Source organism: Meinhardsimonia xiamenensis (assembly GCF_900102905.1).
Classification (GTDB): Bacteria; Pseudomonadota; Alphaproteobacteria; order Rhodobacterales; family Rhodobacteraceae; genus Meinhardsimonia; species Meinhardsimonia xiamenensis.
Genome location: NZ_FNFV01000004.1, coordinates 269,205 through 294,363 on the forward strand (window position 1 = coordinate 269,205; position 25,159 = coordinate 294,363).

23 protein-coding genes are annotated in these 25,159 nt (G+C 68.6%); 2 read left to right on the forward strand and 21 right to left on the reverse strand.

Annotated features, from left to right (window positions below; all coding sequences use genetic code 11):
• Positions 1-9: 9 nt before the first annotated feature.
• The 7 genes from BLQ14_RS10375 to xdhA all read right to left on the reverse strand — a co-directional run bounded on the left by BLQ14_RS10375 (position 10) and on the right by xdhA (position 9,387).
• Positions 10-1,092: a BMP family ABC transporter substrate-binding protein gene (locus tag BLQ14_RS10375; RefSeq protein WP_092500610.1), complete on the reverse strand. Its 1,083-nt coding sequence runs from the start codon at positions 1,090-1,092 to the stop codon at positions 10-12.
• Between the two features lie 64 nt (positions 1,093-1,156).
• Positions 1,157-2,044, reverse strand: a complete 888-nt coding sequence (locus tag BLQ14_RS10380; RefSeq protein ID WP_092500611.1) for an ABC transporter permease — start codon at positions 2,042-2,044, stop codon at positions 1,157-1,159.
• 41 nt (positions 2,045-2,085) lie between these two features.
• The gene (locus tag BLQ14_RS10385; RefSeq protein WP_092500487.1) at positions 2,086-3,174 is read right to left on the reverse strand and encodes an ABC transporter permease; all 1,089 of its coding nucleotides are present in this window, start codon (positions 3,172-3,174) and stop codon (positions 2,086-2,088) included.
• A 60-nt stretch (positions 3,175-3,234) separates the two neighbouring features.
• The gene (locus tag BLQ14_RS10390) at positions 3,235-4,758 is read right to left on the reverse strand and encodes an ABC transporter ATP-binding protein (RefSeq protein WP_092500488.1); all 1,524 of its coding nucleotides are present in this window, start codon (positions 4,756-4,758) and stop codon (positions 3,235-3,237) included.
• Entirely contained in the window at positions 4,755-5,702 is a 948-nt protein-coding gene (xdhC, locus tag BLQ14_RS10395) for a xanthine dehydrogenase accessory protein XdhC (RefSeq protein ID WP_092500489.1), read from the reverse strand. The genes BLQ14_RS10390 and xdhC overlap by 4 nt, the downstream gene beginning before the upstream one ends.
• Complete coding sequence (gene xdhB, locus BLQ14_RS10400) at positions 5,699-7,990, reverse strand: xanthine dehydrogenase molybdopterin binding subunit (protein WP_092500490.1); 2,292 nt, start codon at positions 7,988-7,990, stop codon at positions 5,699-5,701. The genes xdhC and xdhB overlap by 4 nt, the downstream gene beginning before the upstream one ends.
• Positions 7,987-9,387: a xanthine dehydrogenase small subunit gene (xdhA, locus tag BLQ14_RS10405; RefSeq protein WP_092500491.1), complete on the reverse strand. Its 1,401-nt coding sequence runs from the start codon at positions 9,385-9,387 to the stop codon at positions 7,987-7,989. The genes xdhB and xdhA overlap by 4 nt, the downstream gene beginning before the upstream one ends.
• Positions 9,388-9,742: 355 nt before the next feature.
• Here xdhA and dnaE point away from each other — a divergent pair, with 355 nt between their 5' ends.
• Both dnaE and BLQ14_RS10415 read left to right on the forward strand, forming a co-directional pair.
• A complete protein-coding gene (gene dnaE, locus BLQ14_RS10410; RefSeq protein ID WP_092500492.1) occupies positions 9,743-13,246 on the forward strand; it encodes a DNA polymerase III subunit alpha in 3,504 nt (1,167 codons plus the stop codon).
• Between the two features lies 1 nt (position 13,247).
• Positions 13,248-13,982, forward strand: coding sequence for a hypothetical protein (locus tag BLQ14_RS10415; RefSeq protein WP_092500493.1), 735 nt, complete (start codon positions 13,248-13,250; stop codon positions 13,980-13,982).
• A gap of 287 nt (positions 13,983-14,269) precedes the next feature.
• Here BLQ14_RS10415 and BLQ14_RS10420 read toward each other — a convergent pair whose 3' ends face one another.
• The 14 genes from BLQ14_RS10420 to BLQ14_RS10485 all read right to left on the reverse strand — a co-directional run bounded on the left by BLQ14_RS10420 (position 14,270) and on the right by BLQ14_RS10485 (position 25,147).
• Positions 14,270-15,376: a flagellar basal body P-ring protein FlgI gene (locus BLQ14_RS10420; protein WP_092500494.1), complete on the reverse strand. Its 1,107-nt coding sequence runs from the start codon at positions 15,374-15,376 to the stop codon at positions 14,270-14,272.
• Positions 15,373-16,383, reverse strand: a complete 1,011-nt coding sequence (locus BLQ14_RS10425) for a flagellin (RefSeq protein ID WP_092500495.1) — start codon at positions 16,381-16,383, stop codon at positions 15,373-15,375. Before BLQ14_RS10425 ends, BLQ14_RS10420 begins: the two co-directional genes overlap by 4 nt.
• Positions 16,384-16,386: 3 nt before the next feature.
• A complete protein-coding gene (flgK, locus tag BLQ14_RS10430) occupies positions 16,387-17,841 on the reverse strand; it encodes a flagellar hook-associated protein FlgK (protein WP_092500496.1) in 1,455 nt (484 codons plus the stop codon).
• 33 nt (positions 17,842-17,874) lie between these two features.
• Positions 17,875-19,179, reverse strand: a complete 1,305-nt coding sequence (locus tag BLQ14_RS10435; RefSeq protein WP_092500497.1) for a flagellar hook protein FlgE — start codon at positions 19,177-19,179, stop codon at positions 17,875-17,877.
• A 103-nt stretch (positions 19,180-19,282) separates the two neighbouring features.
• Positions 19,283-20,092, reverse strand: a complete 810-nt coding sequence (locus BLQ14_RS10440; protein ID WP_092500498.1) for a division plane positioning ATPase MipZ — start codon at positions 20,090-20,092, stop codon at positions 19,283-19,285.
• 175 nt (positions 20,093-20,267) lie between these two features.
• Positions 20,268-20,489, reverse strand: coding sequence for a 50S ribosomal protein L31 (gene rpmE, locus BLQ14_RS10445; RefSeq protein WP_092500499.1), 222 nt, complete (start codon positions 20,487-20,489; stop codon positions 20,268-20,270).
• 11 nt (positions 20,490-20,500) lie between these two features.
• Complete coding sequence (rplS, locus tag BLQ14_RS10450; RefSeq protein WP_092500500.1) at positions 20,501-20,887, reverse strand: 50S ribosomal protein L19; 387 nt, start codon at positions 20,885-20,887, stop codon at positions 20,501-20,503.
• 274 nt (positions 20,888-21,161) lie between these two features.
• Positions 21,162-21,983, reverse strand: coding sequence for a tRNA (guanosine(37)-N1)-methyltransferase TrmD (gene trmD, locus BLQ14_RS10455; RefSeq protein WP_092500501.1), 822 nt, complete (start codon positions 21,981-21,983; stop codon positions 21,162-21,164).
• Between the two features lie 66 nt (positions 21,984-22,049).
• Positions 22,050-22,610, reverse strand: a complete 561-nt coding sequence (gene rimM / locus BLQ14_RS10460) for a ribosome maturation factor RimM (protein ID WP_092500502.1) — start codon at positions 22,608-22,610, stop codon at positions 22,050-22,052.
• 1 nt (position 22,611) lies between these two features.
• Positions 22,612-23,241, reverse strand: coding sequence for a 5,6-dimethylbenzimidazole synthase (gene bluB / locus BLQ14_RS10465; RefSeq protein ID WP_092500503.1), 630 nt, complete (start codon positions 23,239-23,241; stop codon positions 22,612-22,614).
• Positions 23,242-23,267: 26 nt separating this feature from the next.
• Positions 23,268-23,654 (reverse strand): 30S ribosomal protein S16, encoded by a 387-nt coding sequence (gene rpsP / locus BLQ14_RS10470; protein WP_092500504.1) that lies wholly within the window; start codon positions 23,652-23,654, stop codon positions 23,268-23,270.
• Positions 23,655-23,727: 73 nt separating this feature from the next.
• Positions 23,728-24,039 carry a chorismate mutase gene (locus BLQ14_RS10475; RefSeq protein ID WP_092500505.1) on the reverse strand — a complete coding sequence of 104 codons (312 nt, stop codon included), beginning with the start codon at positions 24,037-24,039 and terminating at the stop codon, positions 23,728-23,730.
• Entirely contained in the window at positions 24,036-24,614 is a 579-nt protein-coding gene (locus tag BLQ14_RS10480) for a GNAT family N-acetyltransferase (RefSeq protein ID WP_092500506.1), read from the reverse strand. Before BLQ14_RS10480 ends, BLQ14_RS10475 begins: the two co-directional genes overlap by 4 nt.
• Entirely contained in the window at positions 24,611-25,147 is a 537-nt protein-coding gene (locus BLQ14_RS10485; RefSeq protein ID WP_245657070.1) for a GNAT family N-acetyltransferase, read from the reverse strand. The genes BLQ14_RS10480 and BLQ14_RS10485 overlap by 4 nt, the downstream gene beginning before the upstream one ends.
• Positions 25,148-25,159 lie beyond the last annotated feature (12 nt).

A 25,159-nucleotide genomic window follows, 5' to 3' on the forward strand; every position in this document is an offset into this window, starting at 1 on the left:
GCGTCGCAATCAGCTCGGGATCGAACCCTTCAGCCCCTCGACATAGAAGTTCATGCCAAGAAGCGTGCCATCGTCGGCCACCTCGCCCTCGGCGAGCCAGGGCGAGCCGTCCTGCTTGTTGAGGGGCCCCGTGAAGGGGTGATATTCCTTCTTCCGCATCGCCTCGATCAGCGCCTCGGCCTCGGCGCGCACCTCGGCCGGCAGCCGCTCGGACATCGGGCCGATCTTGACCATGCCCTCGGCGATGCCTTCCCAGGTCTGGGCCGGTTGCCAGGTGCCGTCCATCACCTCGCCCACGCGGCGGATGTAGTAGGGCGCCCAGTTGTCGATGATCGAGGTCACCCGCGGCCAGGGGGCATAGGCCGACATGTCCGAGGCCTGCCCGAAGGTCATCACATTGCCCGCCTCCTTCGCCACCGCCTGCGGCGCGGTGGAGTCGGTGTGCTGCATGACCACGTCGCAGCCCTGATCGATCAGCGCCTGGGCCGCGTCCCCTTCCTTGGCCGGGTCGAACCAGGTGTAGACCCAGACCACCACGAACTCGACATCCGGGTTGACCTTGCGCGCATGGATGTAGGCCGAGTTGATCCCCCGGATCACCTCCGGGATGGGATAGGAGGCGATATAGCCCACCTTGTTCGTCTTGGTCATGCGGCCGGCGATGGTGCCGATCACCGCGCGGCCCTCGTAGAAGCGCGCCGAGTAGGTGGCGACATTGGGCGCGGTCTTGTAGCCCGTGGCATGCTCGAACTTCACGTTCGGAAACTTCCTGGCCACGTTCAGCGTCGCATCCATGTAGCCGAAGGAAGTGGTGAAGATCAGCCCCGCGCCCGAAAGGCACATCTGCGTCAGCACCCGCTCGGCATCGGCGCCCTCGGGCACGTTTTCCTGATAGAAGGTCTCCACCTTGTCGCCGTAATGGGCCTCGACGGCGAGCCGACCCTGATCATGCTCATGGGTCCAGCCCAGGTCACCGATCGGCCCGACATAGACGAATCCCACCTTCAAGGGATCGCCTGCCGCCCTCAGCGGCGTGGCCAGAGTGCCCGCAGCCGCGGCCGCCATGCCGCCCAGAACCGTCCGTCTCTTCATCTCCATCATCCTTTCCCCCTGCTGGTTTCGGGCGGGATTGCCCGTCCTTTCCACGTTTACGCCGCTATGTGGTGGCATGAAAGACCCGGCCGAGCGAGGCCGGCGCGTTCAGCGCCGCCCGGCCCCGCCCCGATGACATGACGACGAGCACGAGAATCGTCACCACATAGGGGCTCATCGACAGGTACTCGACCGGCACGGCGAGCCCTGCTGCCTGCAGATTGAGCTGCAGCACGGTGACCCCGCCGAAGAGATAGGCGCCGAGAAGCACGCGCCACGGCCGCCACGAGGCGAAGACGACGATGGCAAGCGCGATCCAGCCCGCGCCGGCCGTCATCCCTTCCGTCCACTGCGGCACGCGGATGAGGCTGAGATAAGCCCCGCCGAGGCCCGCACAGGCCCCGCCAAAGGCGATGGCGCCAAGGCGGATCGCCACCACCCGGTAGCCCAGCGCGTGCGCCGCGTCATGGCTCTCGCCCACCGCGCGCAGGATCAGCCCCGCGCGGCTTCGGTTCAGAAACATCCAGACAGCGGCGACGAGGGCGAGCGAGAGATAAACCATCGCGTCATGTCCGAAGAGCACGCGCCCGAAGAAGGGGATATCGCCGAGCGGGCCGAGATCGAGCTTGGCCATCGCCGGGGGCGTCACCCCCACGTAGCCCTGCCCTACAAGCGCCGAGAGCCCCAGCCCGAACAGCGTGAGCGCAAGCCCCGTCGCCACCTGGTTGGACAGGAGAAACTGCGTGAGCACCCCGAACAGCATCGACAGTGCCGCCGCGCCCGCCGCCGCGCCGAGAAAGCCGAGCGCGGGGCTGCCTGTCTCCACCGCCACGGCAAAGCCGCAGATGGCGCCAAAGATCATCATTCCCTCGACCCCGAGGTTCAGCACGCCCGCCTTCTCCACGACGAGCTCGCCGATGGCCGCCAGCAGGATCGGCGTGGAGGCGACCATCAGGGCCGCGATCAGAACCTCGGGGGAAATTCCGCTCAGATTCACCGCGCCACCTCCCCGCGCCCGAGCCGGACGCGGTAGTTCGTCAGCACGTCCACCGCGAGCAGGAAGAACAGCAGCATGCCCTGAAACGCCTGAATGGCCGCTGCCGGCAGGCCCAGCATGAACTGCGCGAGCTCGCCGCCGATGTAGGTGAGCGCCATCAGAAGCCCCGCAAGCAGAATGCCCAACGGATGCAACCGGCCGAGAAACGCGACGATGATCGCCGTGAAGCCATACCCCACGTTGAAATCGATCGAGATCTGCCCCGAAGGCCCGGAAACCTCGAAGAGCCCGGCGAGCCCCGCGAGCGCGCCCGAGACGCCGAAGCAGAAAACCACCAGCGCATTCGGCCGTACCCCGGCAAAACGCGCCGCCTTCGGCGCCTCGCCCGCCAGCCGGATGTGAAAGCCGGTGATGTGGCGGTTGAGCAGCACATAGGCGCCGATCACGGCCAGAAACGCCGCCACCACGCCCCAATGCATCCCCGTGTTCGCCAGAAGCTCGGGATTGTGGGCGGAGGGGTACTGCTGAAGGTTGCGGCTGCCCGGAAAGCCCCCGCCCTCGGGGTTGCGCATCGCTCCCAATGCCATCGAGGCCAGGAGCTGCTCGGCCACGTAGACCAGTAGAAGCGAGACGAGAATCTCGTTGGTGTTGAAGCGTGTCTTCAGGATCGCGGGGATCATCGCCCAGAGAAACCCGCCAAGCGCCCCGGCCAGAACCATCGCCGGAAAGATGAGCGCGGACTCTGCCGGATAGAGCGCCAGCGCCACCCCCGCCCCGCAGATCGCGCCGATGATGTACTGCCCCTCGGCGCCGATGTTCCACACGCCGGCGCGAAATCCCAGCGAAAGGCCGATCGCGATCAGGATGAGCGGGCCCGCCTTCACCAGAAGCTGCGGCCGCGAGTAGGCCGCGAACTGCTCGTTGAACAGCGGATCCCAGAAGATGGTGCGGATCGCCGCCACCGGATCCTTGCCGAGCGCGGCGAAGAGCGCGCCGCCCGCCAGCATGGTGAGCGCCACCGCCAGAATCGGGGTTGCCGCCGTCCATGCCCGCGAGGGCTCAGGCCGCCGCTCGAGCCGGATCATGCCCGGCGCCCCATCATCCTGGTGCAAATACCCCCGCCGGAGGCTTGAAAGTCTTGGCCCTCAGCCCGCCACATGCGCCACCTCCATGTCATGCGCGCCGCCCATCATCAGCCCGATTTCGTCCACCGTCAGCTCCGCCGTCGGGCGCGGCGCACTGAGCCGCCCCTCGTTGAGCGCGGCGAAACGGTCGGAAATCTCCATCAGCTCGTCGAGATCCTGGCTGATCACAACCACCGCCGCGCCCTCGGCGGCGAGATCCATCAGCGCCTGCCGGATCGCCGCCGCCGCGGCCGCGTCCACCCCCCATGTCGGCTGATTGACCACAAGCGCCAGCGGGCGCTGCAGAATCTCCCGGCCGATGACGAATTTCTGCAGATTGCCCCCCGAAAGCGAGCGCGCCGCATGCTCGGGGCCGGGGGTGCGCACGTCGAAGCGCTCGATGATGCGGCAGGCAAACTCCCGCGCCGCGCCCCAGCGCACGAAGCCCCGGTTGAGAAGCCGCTGGCGCACCGCCCCGGTCATCAGCGCGTTCTCGGTCAGCGTCATGTCGGGCGCCGCCGCATGGCCAAGCCGCTCCTCGGGCGCCGCGAGAAGCCCCAGCCGCCGCCGCGCGGTGGGGCCGAGCTGACCCACCTCGATGCCGCAGAGCCGGATCGCGTCGGCCGGCGCCAGCATCTCGCCCGAGAGCGCGGCCAGAAGCTCGTCCTGCCCGTTGCCGGCCACCCCGCCGATGCCGAGAATCTCCCCCGCATGCACCTGCATGGTCACCGACTTGAGAGAGGTGCCGAAGGGGCTCGGCGAGGCCAGCGACAGCGCCGCCACGTCAAGCACCACCTCTCCGCGTGGCGCGGGCGGGCGCGAGGGCGTCATCAACTCCTGCCCCACCATCATCTCGGCCAGTTCCCGCGCCGATAACGCCTGCGGGTCCGCGCGGCCCACCACGCGCCCGAGCCGCAGGATCGTCGCCCGGTCGCACAGCGCGCGGATCTCCTCGAGCTTGTGCGAAATGTAGAGAATCGACGTGCCCTCGCCCGCCAGCCGGCGCAGCGTGGCAAAGAGGATCTCGACCTCCTGCGGGGTCAGCACCGAGGTCGGCTCGTCCATGATCAGAAGCCGCGGCTCCTGCAGAAGGCAGCGGATGATCTCCACCCGCTGCCGCTCGCCGGCGGAGAGATCGCCGACCACGCGCGCGGGGTCGAGCGGCAGCCCGTAGGTCTCGCTCACCTCGCGGATGCGGTGGGCAAGCGCGCGCATGGGCGGCGGGTTCTCCATGCCAAGCGCGACGTTCTCGGCCACGCTCAGCGCCTCGAAGAGCGAGAAATGCTGAAAGACCATCGCCACGCCGGCCGCGCGCGCCTCATGCGGGCTTGCCGGGGCGTAGGGGCGTCCGTCGAGCGTCATGCGCCCGGCATCGGGGCGCACGAGCCCGTAGATCATCTTCACCAGCGTCGACTTGCCGGCGCCGTTCTCGCCCAGAAGCGCGTGAATCTCGCCCTTGCGGATGTCGAAGGAAACGGCGTCATTGGCCAGCACGCCCGGATAGGCCTTGGTCAGCCCCTCGATGCTGAGAAGCACGTCGCTCACGCCGCCCCCTCCCGTGCCGCGGCCGCCGGCGGGGCGGCCAGGAATTCCGCCGCCACCCCCACGGCGATGGCCTGCGGATGCTTGCCGAGCTCGGGCCGGCCGATCGGGCAGCGGATTCGCGCGATCGCCTCCGGCCCGTGGCCGAGGGAGGCAAGCCGCGCCCGGAACCGCGCCCATTTGCTGGCCGAGCCGATGAGCCCCGCCGCGGCAAAGCCGTGGCCGAGCAGGAGGTGGCATATCTCCAGATCGAGGGCGTGGGAATAGGTGAGGATGAGATGCTCCGCCTGCCGCGGCGCCGCGGCCACGGCCGGGGCGGGGGTGGCGGCAACGAGCATGGTCACGCCCTCGGGGATGGTTTCGGGAAAGCGTTCCTGTGCTGTGTCGATCCAGGTGATCGCCACGTCGGGCAAGGGCGCCATGACCTGCACGATCGCCCGTCCCACATGGCCCGCGCCCCAGACCCAGAGCTGGCGGACCGGCGCTGCGAGGGGCTCGATGAGCCAGCCACCCTCAAGCCGTGTCGGCGCCGCCGCGCCCTCGCTGCGCGCCCGCGCGGCAAGGCGCGCGAGCGCAAGCGGCGGCTCGGCGCTCGCGCCCTCGACCCGGCGCAGGGCCGCTCCCGCGCCGAGCGCAGCGAGACGCGCCTCGTCCCAGACCTCGGTCACCAGCGTCACCGCGCCCCCGCAGCACTGGCCGAGCGCAGGCCCGAGCGGCACGCGGCTGACGAAGGCCGCGCGCCCCGCCGCGAGTGCCGCGCGCGCCGCCGCCACCGCCTCGAACTCGAGTGCGCCGCCCCCGATCGTGCCTTCCTGACCGCCTTCCCAGACAAGCATCGCCGCGCCCGCCTCGCGCGGGGCGGAGCCGGCGACGTCGGCCACCAGCACCCGCGCCACCGGCCCATGCCGGGCAATGGCCCTCTCAAGCGCGGCGCGGTCGAAGCTCATCTCGCGCGCACCCTCTCCACCGCCGCCAGCACCCGCTCGGGCGTGGCCGGCGCGTCGAGCGCGGGGTAGGCGGCGCCGCAGGCGGCGATGGCATCCGACAGCGCCATGAAGGCCGAGATTGCCAGCATGAAGGGCGGCTCGCCCACGGCCTTGGAGCGGAAGATCGTCTCCTCCCGGTTGCGCCCCTTCTCCCACAGCCGCGCCTCGAACACCGCCGGCCGATCGGAACAGGCAGGGATCTTGTAGGTCGAAGGCGCGTGGGTTCTGAGCCGCCCCTCGTCGTCCCACACGAGCTCTTCGGTCATCAGCCAGCCCGCGCCCTGCACGAAGCCGCCCTCGACCTGGCCGAGGTCGATCGCGGGGTTCAGCGAGCGGCCCGCGTCATGCAGGATGTCCACCCGCAAAAGCCGGTTCTCGCCGGTGAGCGTGTCGATCACCACCTCCGAGACCGCCGCGCCATAGGCGAAGTAGTAGAAGGGGCGGCCCTGGCCGCGGATGCGGTCCCAGCTGATCTTCGGCGTGGCATAGAAGCCGGTGGCCGAAAGGCTCACCCGCCCCTCGTAGCACTCGCGCGCGGCCTCGGCAAAGCTCAGCCGGTCGGCGCCGACGCGCACTTCACCGTTCTCGAACACCACGCTTTCCGGGTCGGCCTGGCGCGCGGCGGCCAGATGCCGGGCCATGCGCGCCTTGATCGTCTCGCACGCCTCGCGCACCGCCATGCCGTTGAGGTCGGAGCCCGAGGAGGCCGCCGTGGCGGAGGTGTTGGGCACCTTGGCGGTGTCCGTGGCGGTGATGCGCACCGCCTCGAGCGGTACGCCGAAGCTCGCCGCCGCCACTTGCGCCACCTTCTGGAAGAGGCCCTGACCCATCTCGGTGCCGCCGTGGTTCATGGCAATCGAGCCGTCCTGATAGACATGCACGAGCGCGCCGGCCTGGTTGAGATGGGTGAGCGTGAACGAGATGCCGAACTTCACCGGCGTGAGCGCAATGCCGCGCTTGAGCACGGGGCTCTCGGCGTTCCACGCCGCGATCGCCCGCCGCCTTGCGGCATAGTCCGCGCGCTCGGCAAGCTCTTCGACGAGCTCGTGAAGGACGAAATCCTCCACCGTCTGCCCGTAATGGGTGGTCTGCAGCGCGGGCGCGCCCATCGGCGCATAGAAGTTTGCCCGCCGCACTTCGAGCGGGTCGTGCCCCAGCGTGTGGGCCACGTGGTCGATCACCCGCTCGATGCCGAGCATCCCCTGCGGCCCGCCGAAGCCGCGAAAGGCGGTGGCCGACTGGGTGTTGGTCTTCAGCCGGTGCGAGGTGATGCGCACGGCCGGCAGGAAATAGGCGTTGTCGGCATGCAGCATCGCCCGGTCGCACACCGGCAGCGAGAGATCCTGGCTCCAGCCGCAGCGGGCGTAATGGGTGAAGTCCACCGCGAGCAGGCGCCCCTCGTCGTCGAAACCGGCGCGGTAGTCGATGCGGAAGTCGTGCCGCTTGCCGGTGATGAGAAAGTCGTCGTCGCGGTCATAGCGCATCTTGCAGGGCCGGCCGGTGCGCTGGGCGGCGAGGGCGCAGGCCACGGCGAGATGGGCGTTCTGGCTTTCCTTGCCGCCGAAGCCGCCGCCCATGCGGCGCACCTCGACGCGCACCATGTGCATCGGCACGCCCAGCGCATGGGCCACATGGTGCTGGATCTCGGTGGGATGCTGGGAGGAGGCGTGAATCACCATCTCCCCCGCCTCCTGCGGCAGCGCCAGCGCCGCCTGCCCCTCGAGATAGAAATGCTCCTGCCCGCCGATCTCGATCCGCCCCTCCACATGGCGCGGCGCGGCGGCAAGCCGGGCCTCGACATCGCCGCGGCTCCAGATGCGCGGGCCGTCCTCGAAGCGGGAGTTCGCCGCCAGCGCCTCCTCGATGGTCAGGATCGGCTCCTCGGGCTCGTAGAGCACGGCCGCCTTGCGCGCCGCCCGCCGGGCGGCAAGGTGGCTCGTGGCCACGACGCAGAAGATCGGCTGGCCGGCATAGAACACCTCGCCCTCGGCCAGGAGCGGCTCGTCATGCGCCGAGGGCGAGACATTCACCCGCCGGGGAAGGTCGGCGGCGGTGAAGACATCGACGACGCCGGGCGCGGCGCGCACCTCGGTCAGGTCGAGGCTGGCGATGCGCCCGCGGGCGATTTCCGAGAGCCCGAAGGCCAGCGAGAGGGTTCCGGCGGGCGTCGGAATGTCATCGACATAGCGCGCGGTGCCGGTGACATGGCCGCGCGCGGCGTCATGGGGCAGGGGGCGGTGCACGCTCACGGGGTGACCTCCAGCACATTCACGTCCAGCACATTCACTGGCGCGCCAAGATCCTCGAGCAGGCAGCGGCGCAGCATGTTCCGCGCCGCCGCAAGCCGGTAGCCGGCCGAGGCGCGCATGTCCGAGATCGGGGTGAAATCCTCCGCGAAGGCGGGCAGGGCGGCTTCAACGGTCTCTTCCGTCCAGGGCTCGCCGGTGAGCGCCGCCTCCACCGCGCGGGCGCGTTTCGGTATCTCGGCCATGCCGCCGAAGGCGATGCGCGCCACGCTCACGCGGCCATTCTCGACGGTGATGTTGAAGGCGCCGCAGACGGCCGAGATGTCCTGATCGAAGCGCTTGGAGAGCTTGTAGACGCGCAGCCGGTCGGGCTGGCGGGGAAAGCTCACCGCTTCCACGAACTCGCCCGGCCGCCGGTCCTGCCGGCCATAGGCGACGAAGAACTCCTCGAGCGGCATCTCGCGCCGCTCCTCCCCCCGCCGCAGGTGCAGGCGGGCACCAAGCGCGATCAGCGCCGGCGGGCTGTCGCCGATGGGCGAGCCGTTGGCGATGTTGCCGCCCACCGTGGCGGCGTTGCGCACCTGCACCGAGCCGTAGCGGCGCAGCATCTCGGCAAGGCCGGGGTGCAGATCGGCCATGGCGGCGTGAAACTCGGCCACCGTCACCGCCGCCCCGATGCGCACCTCATGCTCGCCGATCTCGATGCCGCGCAGCTCGGGGATGCGGGCGATGAAGGCAACGGGCGCGAGGGTGCGCAGCTTCTTCGTCACCCACAGCCCCACATCGGTTGCGCCGGCAACGAGCATCGCGTCGGGGTGGGCGAGATACCATTCGGCGAGCGCTTCGGCGCTTTCGGGTATGAACGCCATCTCGTCCGCTTCCTGCGCGCCGCGAGGCAGAGCCCCGAAATCCTCGGCAAGCCAGTCGGGCACCGGCGCCTCGGCGGCGGCGCGGGCGGCGCGGATGATCGGCGCATAGCCGGTGCAGCGGCACAGGTTGCCGGCCAGCCGGTTGTCGAAGTCACGCTCGCCATTGGCATGGGCGGCGGCGAGGGAGACGACGATGCCGGGTGTGCAGAAGCCGCACTGGCTGGCGTGATGGTCGATCATCGCCTGCTGGACGGGGTGCAGCCGGCCGTCGGGCGCGGCGATGCCCTCGATGGTGCGCACGGCAAGCCCGTCGAGCTGCGGAAGGAACAGGATGCAGGCGTTGACCGTGCGCCAGCGCGCCTCGCCCGGGGCGCGGACCATCACCGTGCAGGCGCCGCAGTCGCCTTCGTTGCAGCCCTCCTTGGTGCCCTTGAGCCCGCGCTCCTCCCGCAGCCAGTCGAGCAGGGTGCGCGTCGGCTCCTCGACCTCGATGCTTACTGCGGTGCCGTTCAGCAGAAAGGTGATCCGCATGTTTCCCCCTTCACGGGCGGCGGTGCCAGTCATGTCACGTTTCCGGTGCCCCCCGGCAAACTGCCGTGGTGCCGGGGCAGTCCGCCGGTGGCTTCCGCGGAGTCCGATGTGACAACGGATCAGCCGCGGCTGGCAAGAGGGACGGGCCTTGCGGGCTTCGGCGGGGCGTCAGCAAGCACCTTCCAATAATGCCGAAAGATCGGGGGCGATCATAATGGACAGGGCGAAACTGATCCTTCCGGGGCAGTGTGCCTCGCGCGCCACGCCGCAAGCAGAAGTGTCGAGGCCCATGCATGACCACAACTGATAGCGAATCGTGATTCACTTCGCTGCGGCGGGGCGCTACTGTGTGCCCATGGGCCAGGCACCGCGATTCATCCATCTGCGCGTTCACACCGAATACTCGCTGCTCGAAGGAGCGGTGCGGCTGAAGACGCTGCCCAAGCTTTGTGCGCAAATGGGCATGCCGGCGGTGGCGGTGACCGACACCAATGCCATGTTCGCCGCGCTGGAGTTTGCGGTGACGGCCTCTGCGGCTGGGATCCAGCCCATCATCGGCTCCCAGATCGATCTCGACTACGACACTCCCGCCCCCGGCGAGCGGTCGCGCCCGCCCGCGCCCATCGTGCTCCTGGCCAAGGACGAGACCGGCTATCTCAACCTGATGAAGCTGCAGAGCGCGCTCTACCTCGACCCCGCGCGCGAGGCTCCGGCCGTGGGGCTTGAAGCGCTCGACCGCCACGGCAAGGGGCTCATCTGCCTCACCGGCGGGCCGGACGGGCCGGTGGGCCGCCTCCTTCAGGCCGGTCAGCGGCAGAAGGCCGAGGCGCTGGTGGTCCGCCTTGCCGAGATCTTCGGCGACAGGCTCTACATCGAGCTGCAGCGGCATCCGGGCGAAGGCGGCGCGTTGCCCGAGGCCGAGCGGCTCACAGAGCGCGGGCTTGTCGAGATCGCCTATGCCCGCGACCTGCCGCTTGTGGCCACGAATGACGTCTATTTCCTCGACGCCGAGATGTTCGAGGCGCATGACGCGCTCATCTGCATCCGCGAGGGCGCCTATGTCGACCAGCAGGAGCCGCGCCGCCGGCTGACCCCGCAGCACTATTTCAAGTCGCCCGAGGAGATGGCCGCGCTCTTCGCCGATCTGCCCGAGGCGATCGAGAACACCGTCGAGATCGCGCGGCGCTGCGCCTTCTGGCCGGAAAAGCGCAAGCCGATCCTGCCGCGCTTTGCCGAGAACGAGGTGGAGGAGCTGCGCCGACAGGCGCGCGAGGGACTCGAGGCGCGGCTGAAGGTGATCGAACCCGCCGCGCCGGAGGAGGAGTATCGCGCCCGTCTCGAATTCGAGCTCGGCATCATCGAGCAGATGGGCTTTCCGGGCTACTTCCTGATCGTTGCCGACTTCATCAAATGGGCCAAGGCGCAGGGCATTCCCGTCGGGCCGGGCCGGGGCTCGGGCGCTGGCAGCCTCGTGGCCTATGCGTTGACCATCACCGATCTCGACCCGCTGCGCTACTCGCTCCTCTTCGAGCGCTTCCTCAACCCCGAGCGCGTGTCGATGCCCGACTTCGACATCGACTTCTGCATGGACCGCCGCGAGGAGGTGATCGCCTACGTGCAGGAGAAATACGGCCGCGAGAAGGTGGCGCAGATCATCACCTTCGGCGCGCTTCTCTCGAAGGCGGCGGTGCGCGACGTCGGCCGCGTTCTGCAGATGCCCTACGGGCAGGTGGATCGGCTGTCGAAGATGATCCCCGTGGAGGGGGTAAAGCCCGTCTCGATCGAGCGCGCGCTTGCCGAGGAGCCGCGGCTGCGCGAGGCCGCCCGCGCCGAGGAGGTGGTGGACAGGCTCCTGACCTACGGCCAGAAGCTCGAGGGGCTTCTGCGCAACGCCTCCACCCATGCCGCGGGCGTGGTGATCGGCGATCGCCCCCTTGACGAACTCGTGCCGCTCTACCGCGACCCGCGTTCGGACATGCCGGCAACCCAGTTCAACATGAAATGGGTCGAGGCGGCGGGGCTCGTGAAATTCGACTTTCTGGGGCTGAAGACGCTCACCGTCATCCAGCACGCCGTCGACATGATCCGCGCGCAGGGGCGCGCGCTGAACATAGCCGCAGACGGACGCGTGCTTTACGACCCGCCGCCGGGGCACGAATACGACATCGGCCAGATCCCGCTCGATGATCCGGCCACCTACCGGCTCTATTCGGAGGCGCGGACCGTGGCGGTGTTCCAGGTGGAAAGCTCCGGCATGATGGATGCGCTCAGGCGCATGAAACCCACCTGCATCGAGGACATCGTGGCGCTCGTGGCGCTCTACCGGCCGGGGCCGATGGAAAACATCCCCAAGTACTGCGAGGTCAAGAACGGGCTGCGCGAGCGCGAGTCGATCCACCCCAAGATCGACCACATCCTCGAGGAGACGCAGGGCATCATCGTCTATCAGGAGCAGGTGATGCAGATCGCCCAGGAGATGGCGGGCTACACGCTGGGCGGCGCCGACCTGTTGCGCCGGGCGATGGGCAAGAAGATCGCCGAGGAGATGGCGAAGGAGCGGCCCAAATTCATCGAAGGCGCGGTGAAGAACGGGGTCGACAGGGCCAAGGCCGAAGAGGTCTTCGCGCTTCTGGAGAAATTCGCCAATTACGGCTTCAACAAGTCCCACGCCGCCGCCTATGCCGTGGTCAGCTACCAGACCGCGTGGCTCAAGGCCAATCACCCCGTCGAGTTCATGGCCGGGGTGATGAACTGCGACATCCACCTTACCGACAAGCTCGCCATTTATGCCGAGGAGGCGCGGCGGGGGCTCGGGATCGAGATCGTGCCGCCTTGCGTCAATCGCTCCGGCGCCATGTTCAGGGTGGAGGAAGGGCGCATCCTTTATGCGCTGGGCGCGCTCAAGAATGTTGGTGTGGAGGCGATGCGGCTCATTGAGGAGGCGCGCGGCCACAGGCCCTTTACGACGCTCTTCGATTTCGCCCGCAGGGTGGATTTGCGCCGCATCGGCAAGCGCGCGATGGAGATGCTGGCGCGGGCCGGCGCCTTTGACGCGCTTGAGCCGAACCGCGCCCGCGTTCTCGCCTCGGTCGATGTGCTGATGGCCTGGTCGGCGGCGGTGCACGAGGAGCGCGCCTCGGCTCAGGTCTCGCTTTTCGGCGAGGCGGGGGAGGGGCTGCCCGAGCCGCGCCTCGCCCAGTCCGAACCCTGGCTGCCGGGCGAGCAGCTGCGCGAGGAGCATCAGGCGATCGGCTTCTACCTCTCGGGCCACCCGCTTGACGATTACATGGCCTCGCTCAGGCGCAAGGGCGTGCTGACGCTCGCCGAGCTTCAGGAGCGCGCGCTCCAGGGGCCCCTGGTGGCGAAGATCGCGGGCACCGTCGCCGGCCGGCAGGAGCGCAAGTCGGCACGTGGAAACCGCTTTGCCTTCGTGCGCCTGTCCGACCCGACGGGGCTGTTCGAGGTGACGGTGTTCGCCGACACGCTGGAGAGCGCCCGAGACCATCTGGAAGCCGGCGCCAATGTGGTGCTGACGGTCGAGGCGGAGGCCGAGGCCGACCAGCTCAAACTCCGCGCCCGCGCGGTGGCACCGGTGGAAAGCATCGCCGAGAGTGGTGCCGGCGGCTGTCTGCGCGTCCATGTTGCCGAGGAGGCCGCGGTGCGCGCGGTGGCCGATCTTCTCGAGCGTGTGGGCAGGCAGTCGGGCCGGGGCGCGCGCGGCGAGGTGCGGCTGGCGCTGATGGCCCCGGACCTGCCCGGCGAGGTCGAGATGATCCTTGGCGACAACCTGCCCGTTGCGCCTTCGGTTAAGGCGGCGCTGCGATCGTTGCCCGGTGTCGTGGCGGCAGAGGAGGTGTGAAATGATCGCGCGGCACGCACTCGCGGTGATGATCTGCCTCCTTGGCCTTGGCGGCTGCGGACTGTTCGGCAGCAGTCTCGAACCGGCGAACCGGCGCGACGCGGAGCTCGTCGTCAGCGACGTGCCGGGGCAGGAGCAGACGGTTTTCGTCCGCTCAACCCGGCCGCGGCTTCTCGGTCAGATCTTCCGGCGTGTGCCCGGTGATCCCGGCCCGGCGCGGCGTGCCGAACTCGCGGCGGCAGCGGCGGAACATGTCGAGGCCGTGCCTGCCGGGACGGTGCTTGTGCCGGACTGCGAGATTGCAGAAGCCGAGCTCGGCCCGCAAGTCGATACCACGCCTGCAGGCTTTGCATTGCATGACCCGTCACCGGGAAGCACCGAGCCTCGCGACATGTTCGTCACGGGTTTCGCCGACGGCTGCTCGCGCAGGCTGGTGGCCGCATCCGCGACCCTTGGAAGTGCAAGCGCGCATGAAGCCGTGCGCTACAACCCGCTCAACGAAGCGCCCTGGTCGGCGACGGATATTGCCTATCAGCACGCGCGGCTTCCGTTTTGCGGGACCGCGATGCAAGCCTGTCCGCCGGCCGCGCTCGACGAACTTGATCGCCGCTTTGCGTTTCTCAGCCATTACGACCGTTTCGGTCCCGAGGCGCGCTGGCAAGTGATTCTCCTGCGCGCCCCGCACCAGACGCTGCAACAGCCTCGGGAAACGGGCGACAGGCTAGCCATGCGCTAAGCGCCAGACCCTCGGCTCAGGTCGCATGTTGGCCGGCGGGGCCCAAGCCCTGACTGCGCGGCTGCGCCAACCGCCTCGGGCGGCTGGATGCGGCGTCACGTGGCGCGGCTGCGGTTGGCGCTGAAACCAGCGCCTTCGGTACGGGTGTTCGGCGCGCGGGGGAGAGCTCCGTCTGATCCGGGAGCCCCGCCGGATCGCCAGAGAGAGTGCGCGCGGCATGCGCGGGCATGATCGGCAGGGCCTGCCTGTCTCCGTTCGCCCCGGATCCTCGTGACGGTCTTGCGCGCCTATTGCACGATGAATTCGGCATGAAGTGCTCCCGCCGCCTTGATCGATTTGAGGATGTCGATCATGTCGCGCGGCGAGACGCCCAACGCGTTGAGCCCCGCGATCACCTCCGATAGCGAGGTTCCGGCCGGCACCTCGGCAAGACCGATCCCCTGCTGTTCCTCGATCCCGGCCTCCGATCGCGGAACAACCACCGTCTCTCCGGCGGCAAACGGGTCAGGCTGCACGACAAGGGGGGCCTCCTCGATCCGCAGCGTCAGGTTGCCTTGGCTCACGGCCACCCGCGAGATGCGCACGTCCTCTCCCATTACGATGGTACCCGAGCGCTGGTCCACGACCACCCGGGCCCTGCGCTGAGGATCGACGGGAAGATTCTCGATCCGGCCGATGGCGTGCGCCGCAGAGGCATCGCCCGCGCGCGCGACGTCAAAGCGCACCGTGCCCGCGTCCAGCATCCGCGCGACGGGTCGGCCATAGGCCTCGTTTATGGCCGCCTCGATGCGCGCGGCGGTGGTGAAGTCGGGCGTTCGCAGCGCGAGCCGCACCTCCGAAAGCGAGCTGAAATCGAAATCGACCTCGCGCTCGATTCGCGCACCGGAGGGAATCACGCCGGAGGTAGGGACGCCCTGAACCACCCTCGCACCTTCTCCCTCTGCCGATGCGCCGCCGGCGATGATGGTGCCCTGCGCAACCGCATAGACCTGCCCGTCAGCGGCATTGAGCGGGGTCATCACCAGCGTGCCGCCAAGCAGGCTCTTGGCATCGCCGATGGCCGAAACCGTCACGTCGATCGTCGATCCGGCGCGCGCGAAGGGCGGCAGTTCGGCGGTGACGAAAACGGCGGCGACGTTCTTCGGCCGGAACTGCTCGCCGGTGACGTTGACACCCAGCCTCTCGAGGAGACTGGACATGATCTCTTCGGTGAACGGCGCGTTGCGGATCCCATCGCCGGTGCCGTTGAGGCCCACGACAAGGCCGTAGCCGATCAGATCGTTGCCGCGCACCCCGTCGAAATCGACGAGATCCTTGATTCTCACCGGGCTCGCAAACGCAGGGGCAAGCCAGCCCAGAATGCACAGTGTCAGCAGCAAGCGTCGCAGTGTCATCGCAGATACTCCACCAACGTCAGGCGCGACATCCGCCCGGTCATGGCATAGAGCGCCTCGATCTGACCGCGCACCTGCTCAAGTGCCGATGCGGTGGCGTAGGGATCGGCCGACACGAGCTCGCTGCGGGCGAGCTGAAGCGCGGTGATCTCGGCCCCGTTCGCCGCCTTCGCTTCCTCGATCCGCGCCTCGGCCCTGCCCACTGCGGCCGAGAGGGCGGCCAGCTCGCCCGCTCCGGTCAGGATGCGCTCGCCGGCCTCCCGGGCCAGCGCCGCTCGCTCCTCGTGCCGCCCCGAGAGCGCACCGCGCGCGAGCAGCCCTGCCATGGCATAACCCTTGAGCAAGCGCCGTATCTCGGCATCCCCCGCGGTGATCTCGAAGCGGGCATCCACTCCCGACCCGACTCGCATCGGCGCAAGCGGGGTGTCCGCGCCGAGATAGCCCAGACTGCCGTAGCCGCCACCCGTGGCGTCGAACCAGGCGTCGACGCGTGCCGCGACGCCCTCGGCCGTGGTCTCCGAGGCGATCTCCGCCTCCAGCGCGTCGAGCATGGTGTCGGCATCGGCGACCGCCGGACCCGACGTGGCAACGCCGGCAAAGATCGAGCGGTCGGCAACGCGGGTGTTCAACGCGGCGAGCACCGTTTCGAATTTCGCGAGGGTGTCGACGGCGGCGGCATGAAGCTGGGTCGCCTCGCCATGGGTTCCGGCCTGAACGAGCGCGGTTCCGGCGTGATTGCCGCTGCTCTCGAGCGTCGCCAGGGCGGCCTGGGCGGCGCTGCCGATGAGCGCGGCTTCGGAAGCGCTCACCTGATAGGCTTCCAGGGTCGAGATTCCCGCCTCGATTCCGGCCAGCGCTCCAAGATCGCGACCGAGTGCCTGAGAGACATCGCGCAACTTGCCGGTGGTCAGCTCGCCCGCCAGCGCCTGTATCTCGCGTTTGAGCCGCAGATTGGCCAGCCGGTTCTGGAAACCGAGGGCAAGATCGCCGATCGCGCTGAGGCTCATGGCTCAGATCCTCGTGATTGCCTGCAGAAGCTCATCGAGTGTGGTCAGAACGCGGGCATTGGCGGCAAAGGCCTGCTCCACCTGCATGAGGATCTGCAGTTCCATGTCCGTGTCGACTCCACCTTCGAGCTCCATCTGTCGCAGGGTTTCGCTGCGGGCGGCGGCAAAGCTCTCGTCGCGTTCGCTGGCCTGGCGTTCAGCGGCAACGCCGGAGACGAGGTCACTGATGAGGCCCTCCGAGGTGCGGGCGACGCCGCCGAAGTCCCCGGAGGCCGGCACCCTCGGGGCAAGGAGGGCCTCGCGGCGGGCCTGCAGGATGCGGGCATCACCCGGCGGGCCGGGAGCGGCGGCGGCGAGGCCGTCGCGCAGACGCCAGAGCTCGCCCGCCGCAGGGTCGACAAGGGGATTGAGGAAAATGCGTGCCGCAAGCCCGGTTTCGTCACCGCCCGAGAACGCCGCGCCGGCGTCGGTGAAGAGCCCCGGCGCGCCCGCTGCAAGTGTCGGATCGCTGGCCGGATCGGAGAGGCGCTCGACGAGGTCGCGGGCGACGGCATCAAGCCGTGCCTGAAGCGCGGGCGCCTCGGTATCGCGCAGGGCGAAGAGCGCGGCCAGCTCGCCTCCGCCAAGGCGGGCGCTTCCGCCGGACGTGGCGACCGGGCGGCCATTGAGCGCAAGCCCGGACAAGGCGCCCCCCGCCAGCGTCATTTCCGGGGTGATGACCCCGACAGGCGTGAATTCGAGCCGGGCCGGGCGACCCTCCAGCAGCGGCGCGCCGTCGAGGCTGTAGAGCGCGATGCGCCCATGGTCCTGCGGCACGATCCGCACCGGCACCAGCGTTGCGATGCGATCCACGAGCCGCTGCTGCTCGTCCGCGAGCGCGGAAGTGTCCCGACGGGCGGCGGAAAGCCGGGCGATCTGGCCGTTGACCTCGGCAAGCTGCTCGAGGGTGGTGTTGATCGTGGCCACGGCCTCGCCAATGGCGGCATCGGCACGCATGCGCTCCTGCTGCACCAGCGCGGAGGCCTCGTTGAGCTTGGTGGCCACGGCCTCGGCGCGTCGGGCGATGTCCTCGAGACGCGCGCCACTGTCGGGGCGGCTCGCAGCCGAAATCAGCGCGGCGTCGAGATCGGCAAGCCGGGCGGAGAGGGAACCCGCCTGATCGGGTGTGCCAAGAGCCTTTTCGGCATTCGCGTGAAACTCTGCAAGGCGGGCGGTTGCTGCCCGGGAGGCCTCGGCGGTGCGGCGGTCCTGCAGAAGCTGAAGGTCGGTGTGCCGCAGGATACCTGCAACGCGCACTCCATTGCCCTGCCCGTCGAGCACCTGGGTGGCGCGCTGCAATTCCCGCCGTGCGTAACCTTCGGTCAGCGCATTCGAGACGTTGCCGGAAATCACCTCGGCATTGCGCGACGCAACGCCGAGGCCCGAAAGGGCGGCGGTCATGGCCGAGGAGATGCTCATGGGCGCAATACCTCACGGGGCGCGCGGCGGCCCTCAGCGTTTGATGTTGGTTGTCTCCTGCAGCATTTCGTCGACCGTCTGGATGACCTTGGCATTGGAGGAGTAGGCGCGTTGGGTCTGGATGAGCTGGGTGAGCTCGGCGGCGACGTCGGTTGCGCTTTCTTCGCGGGCGAAGCCGATCACCTCGCCGGTGGGGCCATCGCCGGCATCCCACAGGAAGAAGGGGCCGCTTTCGGGCGAGATTCGGTACGCCTGGTTGGGCAGGGCCACGAGACCGTTGGGATTGGGCACGGCGACAAGCGGGATCTGGTAGATCTTGCGGGTGAAGCCGGTGTCGTAGATGGCGTGCAGATAGCCGTTGGGATCGACCTCCACCGATACGAGATTGCCCACAGGCGAGCCGTTCTTCGAGATCGAGACCGGCGCGAAGCTGTCCGAGAGCTGGGTCATGCCCGCCGGATCACCCAGAACGCCGATGTCAAGCGACAGGGGGCCGCCGGCGAGGTTGAGCGCGATCTCGCCACTGGCAGGATCGTAGGCCCCGCCCGAGATGACGCTGACGGACTGGAGCGTGCCGCCATCGCCACGGTTGCCGCTGAAAGTGAGCACATACTCGCCGACGGTCGCGCCGCCGGAGGCCGAGTCGCGAATGGTCATCGTCCACTCGTTTGAGGCGCCCGAAGCCGGCACCGTGGGCGTGAAGCTGATGTCGAGCGTCTCGGATGTGCCGAGGTTGCCGAAATACTCGATGGACAGATCCTGGGCATTCCCCGCGGCGCCGGCAACGGTCTCGGTGGCCGGGAGATTGACGCCGAGTGAGATCGCGGTGGTGGGGTCGCCGGCGAACTGATTGCCGTTCACCCTGACCGGCTCGAGCCCGGCCACGGTGTCGCGCGGGAAGCTCGGGATCGTTCCGTCAACTTCCGCCGGCCAGCCCATGAGGACATGCCCCGCCTCCGACACCAGCAGACCCTCGTCATTGGGGCGGAAGGAGGCGGTTGTCATCAGCATGAGGGGATACTCGCCATTGTCATTGTTGACATCGACGAGTGTCGTCACCGGCAGCATGCCTCCGCCGGAGACGGCGATGTCGGTGGGGTTGGATGTGGAAATGAGCGGGCCGCGCTCGTCGATGAGGCGCTGGCTAGAGGCGCGTACGCCGCCGGCCGAATAGCTCGTGCCGCCGCGGGTCTGGATGACCATCGAATTGAAGTCGGCCTGCACGCGCTTGTAGCCGTAGGTGGAGGAATTGGCGATGTTGTCGGAAATTGCCGCAAGGCGCGTGGCGTTGGCGTTGAGGCCCGAGACGCCGGCCGCGAGGGAGGAGGAAATCGTCATCAGATGCGCCTTTCTGCTGCACCGCGCTGTCTGATGACGATTTCTAAACCGCCGGACTTAACAGCCGGCTAATGTCAAAAATGCTGGCGAATTTCCCACCGTATCAGAAGTTTGCGTCGACTCCCGGCAGGCGCAATTCCTTTATCAGGTCGCGCAGCTCCTGGCGCGCAGCGAGATTGGAGATGTTGAGCTGCTGCACGCCGATGTCCTTCAGGTCGAGAAGCGTGAGGCCGCGCGGAAAGAGCTCGCGGAAGATCACCCGTTCGCTGAAACCCGGCGCCACGCGAAAGCCGATGCGGCGGGAAAGTTCGGCCAGTGCCTCGCCCATCTTCTTCTTGTTGTGCATCTGCTGGGCGCCGAGACGGTTGCGCACCACCACCCAGTCGATGGGCTTCAAGCCCGCCCGGGCGCGCAGCTGCCGCGCGCTCCAGACCATCTCGGAATAGATCGATGGGCCGAGAATCCGGTTGGTCTCGGGGTCGACACGGGCGAGAAGATCGAAATCGACAAAGCTGTCGTTGAGCGGCGTGATGAGCGTGTCGGCGAGCGAGTGGGCCACCTGACTGAGGCGCGTGTGGGAACCGGGGCAGTCGAGCAGGATGAAGTCACACCGTCCTTCAAGCGCGGCCACGGCCATCGAGAGGCGCCTGTCGTAGATGTTTTCGCCCTCTGCCAGACTGGCGCGGTCAACTTCGGGCAGATCCTGGAACTCCGGCACAGGCAGGCTGAGGGAATGGCGCTGCATGAAGCTCAGGCGGTTCTCCATGTAGCGCCCGAGCGTCTTCTGCCGCAGATCGAGATCGATCACGCCGATGGCATGGCCCATCCGCGCCAGCGCCGTGGCAACATGCATTGCCACGGTGGATTTCCCGGCACCACCCTTTTCGTTGCCCACGACGATAATATGCGCCACGTCTGCCGTTCCTTGCCCTGTGAACCGCCGCCGGCGGGATCGGCGCGACTATAGGGTCCGCGAATCGGTTATTGAAGCATTCGCGAATTGCGTCGCGCGGATTTTGCCGGGCGGCTTGCCGAGACGAAGACGCCGCCCCGGAGGGCGGCGCCAGGAAGACCCATGGGAAGGCCCGTCAGAAACCGAGGCCTTCGTATTTCTTCTTGAACTTGGAGACGCGCCCGCCGGTGTCGACCAGTCGCTGGCCGCCGCCCGTCCACGCGGGATGCGAGGAGGGGTCGATTTCCAGTGCCAGCGTGTCGCCTTCCTTGCCCCAGGTGGAGCGCATCTGAACCACCGTGCCGTCGGTCAGCTTCACCTCGATCAGGTGGTAATCGGGATGGATGTCCTTCTTCATCGCGCCGCTCCTCAGGCTTCGGCTTCGCCCGACACGGGCTTGTAGTTGCTGTCTTCGGCGATCCGGGCCGACTTGCCGCGGCGCGAGCGCAGATAGTAGAGCTTCGAGCGCCGCACGCGGCCACGACGGACCACCTCGATGTATTCGATGTTGGTCGAGTAGAGCGGGAAGACGCGCTCCACCCCTTCGCCAAAGGAAATCTTGCGCACCGTGAACGAGCCGGAAATGCCCTTGCCGTTCTTGCGGGCGATGCAGACGCCTTGGTAGTTCTGCACCCGGGTGCGGTTGCCCTCGGTCACCTTGTAGCCCACGCGCACCGTGTCGCCGGGCTTGAAATCGGGAATGGTCTTGCCGAGCTGAGCGATCTGCTCGGCTTCGATCTGGGCGATCAGGTCCATGCCTGTCACTCCTCTCTTGCCTCCGGTTCGCCCGGAGAGTTGATGCCGCCCCAGAGCTCCTGGTCTTCTGCCGGGTCCGCGCCGCGCGCGCCCGCCGGAGAGTGAGGTCGCCGTTTGCCGTGTTCCAAGCCGCTCGGCCTGCCTGTCCGCGGTGATGCCGAAGAAAGCGCCACCCGTTGCCGGTCACGCAAAGGCACAAGCGTCCGAGTCGGTCGCCCGCCCGGAATGCGCGGCTTCTAGGCGATGGCGGCGGCAAAGGCAAGCCCGGCGCGGCTCATTTCCCGTCATCCGTTTTGCCGTGCCGGCGCAGCCAAGCATCCCACAGGTCCGGCCGGCGCGCGCGGGTGACCTGTTGCGCCATCTCGTGGCGCCACTGGGCGATGCGGCCATGGTGCCCGCTCATGAGAACCTCGGGAATGGCCCGCCCGCGCCACTCCGCCGGCCGCGTGTATTGCGGATGCTCCAGAAGCCCCTCGGAAAAGCTTTCCTCCTCGGTCGAACTCTCGTTGCCGAGAACGCCCGGCAGAAGTCGCACCGTTGCATCGATGAGCGCCATCGCCGCGATCTCGCCGCCGGTCATCACGAAGTCGCCAAGCGACAGCTCCTCAAGCTGGTATTCCTCGATCACGCGCTCGTCGAGGCCCTCGAAACGGCCGCAAAGAAGCGTCGCACCCTGCGCCCGCGAAAGCCGGATCGCATCGGCCTGCCCCATGCGTCTGCCGCGCGGGGTGAAGTAGATCACCGGCCAGCGGGAGCGGTCGGCGGGGACGCCTTCGGCGGCGGCGTCGAGGGCGCGCCCCACCACATCGGGGCGCAGCACCATGCCGGCACCGCCGCCGGCCGGGGTATCGTCAACGTTGCGATGGCGCCCGACACCGAAGTCGCGCAGTGCAATCGTCTCGAGCCTCCACAACCCGGCGGACAGCGCGCGTCCGGTCAACGACAGCCCGAGAATGCCGGGAAACGCCTCCGGCAGGAGCGTGATGACGCGTGCCGTCCACGCATCTTTCCACGCCGGGGGCTCGGCCATGAGATCACGCGGTCGGGCGCTGGGCCGGATCGAGAGCCTGCCATGGGATCGGGGCTTGCCAGTCATCTCTTGCCGGTCATCTCGCTCTGCAACTGCGGCATTGGCGGACATCTCGCCGTCGGCGCGCCCGCCTCACGCCCCGCTCCCGCCTTCACCGCTGCCGGAGGAGTCCGGGAACAGCCCGGCTGGCGGATCGACGACGATGCGCCCCGCCTCCAGGTCCACGGTCGGAACCACATCGCGCGTGAAGGGCACGAGCACTCCCGCGCCAAGCCCCGGCCCGCGCACCTCGAGAAGATCGCCCGCGCCGTGATCGAGCACCGCTGCCACGCGCCCGAGAAGCTGCCCGCCCGTGTCGCGCACCTCGAGGCCGATCAGATCGGCGTGATAGTATTCCTCCTCGCCCGTGGGCGGAAGCGCGTCACGGTCGGCATAGAGCCGCATGCCGCGCAGGGCCTCGGCCTCTTCCCGCGTCTGAACCCCGGACAGACGCGCCGCGAAGCCGCCCTTGATCGGGCGCTCGAGCCTGATCTCGAAGCAGCGCGTTCCGTCCTCGCTCCAGAGCGGGCCGTAGGCGGCGATCGCCTCGGGCTCGGAACAGAAGGATTTCAGCCTGACCTCGCCGCGCACGCCGAAGGCGCCGGCGATGGCACCGAGGCAGACGCGGGCGGGCCGTGTGCGGTCCTGCGGCATTTCAGCGAAGCTCCACGACGGGCAGGCCGCGGCGGGTTTCCCAGCCGGCGCGCTCAAGCTCGGGTATGTCGCTTTCCTCGGCGGGCCAGCCAAGGCAGAGGTAGGCCACAAGTTTCCAGTCGCCGGGCACGGAGAGTGCCCGCGCCAGCGCCTCGGCGTCGAGAATCGACACCCAGCCGAGCCCGAGCCCGCGCGCCCTCGCGGCCAGCCACATCTGCGTGATGGCGGCGACCACCGAGTAGCGGCGGGTCTCGGGCATCGTCGCTGCGCCCAGCCCCATGCCCTGCTCGGTGGCCTCGTCGCAGAACACCGCCAGCTGCACCGGCGCTTCGCGCATCCCCGAGAGTTTCAGCCGGCTGTAGAGCGCGGCGCGCTCGCCGGCGTAACCGGCAAGCGCGCGGGCATTGGCGGCCTCGAAATTGGCCAGGGCTTCGGCGCGGGCGGCGGCACTTTCGATGCGTATGAGGCGCCAGGGCTCGCTCAGCCCCACCGAGGGGGCCATGGCGAAGGCGGCGAGGCACTCATCGAGGGTTGCCTCGTCCACCGGATCGGCGCGGAAGCGACGCACGTCACGCCGCCAGCGCATCAGCCTGGCCAGCTCGGACCGGAAAGCCGGGGAGAAGCCGGGCATTCGAGGCGTGCTGTCCTGCCCGACGCTCATGCGTCGGTCGAGGCCTCCTCACCCGCGCCATCGGCTGCCTGCGCGGCGGCGGCCTTCTCGGCCTTCTCGGCGGCGCGCTCCTTGGCCTTGGCGCCGGGCTCGCCTTTCTTGGGGTTGTGGCGCTCGCGCTTTTCGAGAATGCCTGCGGCCTCGAGGAAGCGCGCCACCCGGTCGGTCGGCTTGGCGCCGAGCGAGAGCCAGTGCTTGACGCGCTCGACGTTCATCTTGACGCGTTCCTCGCTGTCCTTGGGCAGGAGCGGGTTGTAGGTGCCGAGCTTTTCGATGAAGCGGCCGTCGCGCGGCATGCGCGAATCGGCGGCAACGATCGAATAGTGCGGGCGCTTCTTCGAGCCGCCGCGGGCAAGGCGGATTTTCATGGCCATGGTCTGTCACTCCTTTGTCGTTGGCCTGAGGGGCGAAGGCCCCGTCGTTCACGGGTGTGCGTTTCGGCTCAGATCATTTCTGAAACCGCTTGTGGTGCTGAATGACCTCCGAGATGATGAAGGCAAGAAACTTTCGTGCGAATTCGGGGTCGAGATCGGCCTCAGCGGCGAGCCACTCGAGCCGCTCGATCTGCTTGGCCTCGCGATCGGGATCGGCGGGCGGCAGATTGTGCTCGGCCTTCAGCTGGCCCACAGCCTTGGTGTGCTTGAAGCGTTCGGCCAGCGTGTAGACGAGAATGGCGTCAAGCCGGTCGATGGAGGCGCGGTGCTCGGCGAGGATCTCCGCGGCGCGGGTCGCATCGTCGCGAATGGCGTCGTCGCTCATGGGCGCTTCTCCGGTCGGGGATGGCGGTAGACACAGGCAGGCTCGGCAAGCCGCGCCTCGGCGGCCGCGTCGCGGCGCGCGCCCAGCCTCAGGGCGAGCTCGATGGCGCGGGTGTTCTCGGCGTCGATGTAGCTGACGAGGCTTTCGAGCCCCAGACGGTGCCAGGCAAAGTCGCGCGCCGCCGCAGCGGCCTCGCGCGCAAACCCCTTGCCCTCCACCTCGCGCGCGAAGAGAAAGCCGAGCTCGGGTTCTGCGTCTCCCGGTTCAAGGCCGATGACCACGAAGCCGATGGCAAGGCGATCAGCCCTGGTCTCGACGCACCACAGGCCGTGGCCATGCAGCAGCCAGCCCGCCACCGCGCGGGAAAAATCGCTCCATGCATCGGCGCGCGTGTAGGGGCCGCCAAGATGGCTCCCGCGCGGGCTGCAGACAATGCTGGCGTAAAGGTCGAAATCCCCGATGCGCGGCGCGCGCAGGCGCGTGCGCTCCGTCTCGAGCACCGGTATGGCGGCGGCGATGGTCTCGGCCAATGCTGCGGCACTGCCGGCGGGCGGCATTTCGTGGCGCGGGATCATGTCATTGCCTCCGGGCCGGGATAGCGCCAGATCTCCACCGGCCGGCAGGCGGGATCGGCGGGGTTGGAGACGAAGGTCTCGCCCGTATTGACCGCGCCAAGGCGGCGGGCGACGGACTGGCTCGCGGTGTTCTCGGGGTCGATCAGGCTGATGAGCGTGCGCCAGCCCAGCGTGCCATAGGCGTGGTCGATCACCGCGCGGCCCGCTTCGGTGGCGTAGCCCTTGCCCTCGCTGCCCTCGTAGAGGTGATAGGCAAGCTCGGACTCGGGCCACTCGCCGGGGTGCCAGAGTCCAACCATGCCGATGGCGCGGCCCGAACCCTTCTCCTCCACCATCCAGGAGCCATAGCCCCTGAGCGCCCAGTGGCCGAGCTGCGTGGCCAGGAGCCGCCAGACGCGGTAGCCCGGCAGCGGGCCGCCGACGAAGCGCGACCGCTCGCTTTCCCAGAAGGGGATTTCCACCTCGAGGTGACGCTCCTCGGGGGCGACGAGGCGCAGGCGCGCGGTCTCCAGCGTGGGGATGGGCAGGGACATCACCGCTTGGCC